This is a genomic window from Salinispora cortesiana, assembly GCF_000484695.1.
GTDB classification, from domain to species: domain Bacteria; phylum Actinomycetota; class Actinomycetes; order Mycobacteriales; family Micromonosporaceae; genus Micromonospora; species Micromonospora cortesiana.
In genome coordinates, this window is record NZ_AXVR01000122.1 from 1 (window position 1) to 3,902 (window position 3,902).

Sequence of the window (3,902 nt, forward strand, 5' to 3'; positions counted from 1 at the left end):
CCCCCGTAAGCGACAAGGACCCACCACCCGCACTCGCGGGGGCCGCCCTCGGCTACCAAACGGCGGTAGCAGCCACCCCGCAACCTAAACCGACACAGGTCTCATATTCGTGCAAATGCGAAAGAAGTGCCTGAAACGGGCGCATGTTCGCTGGTGGTGGTCCTGTCGGAGGTCGGTGTCGTGCCGCCCGCTGCGCCAGGGGCGGAGTCCCGGGCCTGGCGGGTCGGTGTGCGGCCTCCCGGCCCAGTCGGCCAACCCCAACCCCAAGCCCAGTGCGGCCCGACCCAGCTCAGCCACAGAAGGGCACCGTGCGTAACTCGAGTTGTGTGCCCTACGTGTCCACCGCTCAATTCTTTTGTTTTGCTCTTTTTGGCCCTTGCCGAACATCGGTGACTGTGAACGACTAGACCGTGGCCGATGATTCAGGGAATACTGTGGAAGGCGGGACGGTGGAAAAGGTACGAGTGCCCCGAGTGTTGTTGGTCAACGCCGTCCTCGCGGCGATCGTGTGGCTGATCTGGGCAAAGGTGTGGGGGTGGGGATACTTTACTCGACTTGAAGAGCACTGGCCGGTGGCGCTAACCATGGTGTTCGGATCGCTGGTTGGTGGTGGGACCAGCGAGGGCGGTGGTGCGATCGCCTTTCCGGTGATGACGAAAGTGCTGACCGTTCCGCCAGACCAGGCACGTATTTTCACCTTCGCTATCCAGTCGATCGGTATGACTGCGGCTTCGCTGTCAATCCTGCTGTGCCGGGTGCCGATTGAGCGACGGGTGGTGCTGTACGGCTCGGCCGCCGGAATGCTTGGCGTGGTGCTCAGCGTGACGATGATCGCCCCACATGTACCGCTGAAGCTGGTGCGGGTGTTGTTTACGATGCTGCTCGTGGCGCTCGCGGTAGCGTTGCTCGTGCAACTGCGTCAGCGGGGATATCGGCGAAACTTCGTGGTGCCGATATGGACTTCTCGGGAGCGAAATCTGGTCCTGGGTGCTGGCTTCGCTGGCGGATTGCTCAGCGGCGTGGCCGGGGTGGGTGAGAACTGCGTTATGTTCTTGCTGCTCGTGTTGCTCTTTCGGGTTTCGGAGAAGGTGGCGACCCCGACCACGGTGGTAATGATGACGCTGGTGTCGATTGCTGCGTTTCTGACGCACGTGTTCGTTGTACGTGATTTCACCGGGTTTGTGGTTGACTACTGGGTCACTGCCGCGCCGGTGGTGGCCGTTGGAGCCCCCCTGGGGGCCTGGATCTGCACTCGCCTGACGCCCTTGACGATTCGTGGAGTGCTATTCGTGTTGATCTTCGCAGAGTTGGTCAGCACTCTCCTGCTGGTGCCGTTCACTCCCGCCTTGGCCGTTGGCAGCGTCGCCGTGCTGGTGTTGTTCACGATCGTCTGCCTGGTCCTGATCCGTCAGGACACGTATGCCCGGCCAGGGCCGGACGGATTCGGGGATGCCACCTGGGCGGACGTGGGCGCCGGGCCCGCGGGACGGTCGGCCGGGCCCAAGGCGGAAGCCCCCACCAGGGAGGACCTGCAGGATGTCGGGTAGGCACCCGGCCGGCGTTCCGTGCCCCGCTCTGCGGGCAGGGCACGGAACCTTTCGGGGAGCGAGGCACGGAATCCTCCCGGGAATGAGGCGCTTCCGGGGGAGTGGGCGCGGAACCATCCAGGGGTCTACTCGCAGAGGGCGCCGTCAACGGCCGCCTCGACCTGGCCGGCGGCGCTCTCCGTGGTCGGCGGCGCGGTGACGGCGAGGGTGACGGCGCGACCCTCCTCCGTGACGCCGCCGCGGGTCGTGAAGCCGGGGACGTCACCGTCGTGGCCCCAGGCGCGGCCGCCACAGGGCAGGTCCCAGCTCATCAGGCCGAGGCCGTAGCTGCGGCCCGGAAAGGCGGGGACGGTGGTACGCATCTGGTCGAGTTCGGCGGACCGGAGCAGGTCACCGGCGAGGAGGGCGGCAAAGAAGCGGTTGGTGTCGCTGGGGCTGGAGATCATCGCACCGGCCGCCCAGCTCCAGGACGGGTCCATCTTCGTGACGTCCTGCAGCGGCTTGTCCGGGTCGTCGGTGTAGTAGCCGTGTGGGTGCCGGCCCCGGATGCCCTGTTCGCCGACGTTCGGGAAGTAGGTGTCGCGCAGCTTGAGGGGAACGATGATCCGGTTGGTGATTTCCTCGGCCACCGGACGGCCGGTGACCCTCTGGATGAGCAGACCGGCGACGACGTAGTTGGTGTTGCTGTACTCCCAATTCGTGCCGGGTGCGAAGCTCGCCTTGTCGGTGAGGGCCAGGTCGAGCAGGTCGCGCGGCTCGAAATAGGTGTGCTGGAGGAGGAAAAAGTCCGGTGCGATGTCGTCCACATAGCTGGGCAGGCCGCTGGTTTGCTGTAGCACCTGCCGTACGGTGATCTGCCGACCGTCGATGCCGTCGCCGCGGATCAGGTCGGGCAGGTACGTCTCGATCGGCTCGTCCAGATCGACTTTGCCCTCGCCGACGAGTTGCAGGACCACGGTGGCGACGAAGGTCTTGGTGTTGCTGCCGATGCGTACCCGCCCGTCGACCGGTGGCTTCCGCTTGGTGTCGAGTTCGGCCACACCGGCGGTGTAGTTACGGGTATGGCCGTTGGCGGCGCGGACAGCGGCGAGGGCGGCTGGGAACCTCTCCACGCTCACGAGGCGGTTGAGGTCGGCCTGTACGCCGTCGCGGTGGCGGACGGCATCGGCGCTCGCCGCCGGGGCGGCCCCGCTGAGGGCAAGACTGCCGACGAGGGCGAACGACGTCACGGCGGCCAGCACGCGTCGCCGGGTCGAGGACACCGGCGGGCGGCGGTGTGGATGATTCCGGTCGGTCATGGGAACAACTCCTCATTGCCCTCGAATTGAGGGCGAGCTCGTTGGGGAGGAACCCAGTTTCGACGGAACGAGCTTCGAGATCGATGCTGCTACCTGGCCGGTTCTGGTGGTGGTAGCCGGACCGTGGTGCGTGCCTCGTGCCGTACCGGGAAGGACACCGAGGCGGCAATGAAGCACCGGTCGTTCGCCTCGGCATGCAGCGCGGTCGCCCGCTCGACCATGCTGGCGTGGGTGACTGTCACCTGCGGGCGGAGCAGGACGTCGGTGAAGCGGGCGGCACCGGTGTCGTCCTCGCGCATCGTGCCGTGGGCGGCGTCGTGGTAGCCGACGACCACGACATCGTTGACGGCACACAGGTGCAGGTACCACAGCAGGTGGCACTGGCTCAGCGATGCGACGAGCAGCAGCTCTGGGTTCCACTGTTGTGGGTCGCCGCGAAATGCCGGGTCGGCGGAGCCGGCGAGGAGCGGGCGGCCGGGGCTCACCGTGTCGTACGACCTGTCGTAGGCGCGGTAGTCCGCCGTACCGCGACCGCGGTTGCCGGTCCAGGTGGTCGCGATCTCATAGGTGTGGGTCCGGTTCATGGACGGATTCTGGCAGGTAGCTTGTCGCGCTTCGAGGTAGCTCGATCTCAACCCGCCAGCAGAGGGCCCGCTCCGACCGGTTGGCGGCGGAACGGGCCCTCGTGGATCTGCGGATCGCTATCCGGCGCAGCCGGGAACGTTGACGCAGTTGTCGGGTCGGTTCTTGATCACCACGGTGCCGGTGACGGTGTTCAGGTTCACCGTGCCGACGGCATTGAGGATCCCCCCGCCGTTGGTGATGGCGATGTTTTCGACCACCTTCGTGGTGAAGAGGCTGGTCGTGCCTTCGTTGTAAATGCCGCCACCCTGGTCGGCCTGATTGCCGATAATCTTGGTGCGCCGCACGACCGTTTCCCCTGCGTTGTAGATTCCTCCGCCGACTGCGTTCCTATTGGTGTTGTTCTTGATGATGCTGTCCTCGATGACAGCGAAACTGTCCAACGCCACGAACAAGGCACCGCCGAGGACCGATG

The 3,902-nt window shown here is 65.7% G+C and carries 3 protein-coding genes and 1 pseudogene; 1 reads left to right on the forward strand and 3 read right to left on the reverse strand.

What is annotated here, in order from left to right; all coding sequences use genetic code 11:
• The first annotated feature begins 476 nt into the window (after positions 1-476).
• Complete coding sequence (locus K228_RS0124090; RefSeq protein ID WP_025620673.1) at positions 477-1,547, forward strand: sulfite exporter TauE/SafE family protein; 1,071 nt, start codon at positions 477-479, stop codon at positions 1,545-1,547.
• 125 nt (positions 1,548-1,672) lie between these two features.
• Here the strand turns inward: K228_RS0124090 and K228_RS0124095 are convergent, their stop codons facing one another.
• The 3 genes and pseudogenes from K228_RS0124095 to K228_RS0124105 all read right to left on the reverse strand — a co-directional run.
• Positions 1,673-2,845: a serine hydrolase domain-containing protein gene (locus tag K228_RS0124095; protein ID WP_025620674.1), complete on the reverse strand. Its 1,173-nt coding sequence runs from the start codon at positions 2,843-2,845 to the stop codon at positions 1,673-1,675.
• Between the two features lie 89 nt (positions 2,846-2,934).
• Positions 2,935-3,429: an OsmC family protein gene (locus tag K228_RS0124100; protein ID WP_025620675.1), complete on the reverse strand. Its 495-nt coding sequence runs from the start codon at positions 3,427-3,429 to the stop codon at positions 2,935-2,937.
• A 117-nt stretch (positions 3,430-3,546) separates the two neighbouring features.
• Positions 3,547-3,902 (reverse strand): annotated as a pseudogene (locus tag K228_RS0124105) (right-handed parallel beta-helix repeat-containing protein); the annotation flags it as partial.

What these genes read in the sequence shown, in the direction of transcription:
- K228_RS0124095 (WP_025620674.1), bottom strand. Translation starts at nt 2,845, where the DNA reads ATGACCGACCGGAATCATCCACACCGCCGCCCGCCGGTGTCCTCGACC.
- K228_RS0124100 (WP_025620675.1), bottom strand. Translation starts at nt 3,429, where the DNA reads ATGAACCGGACCCACACCTATGAGATCGCGACCACCTGGACCGGCAAC.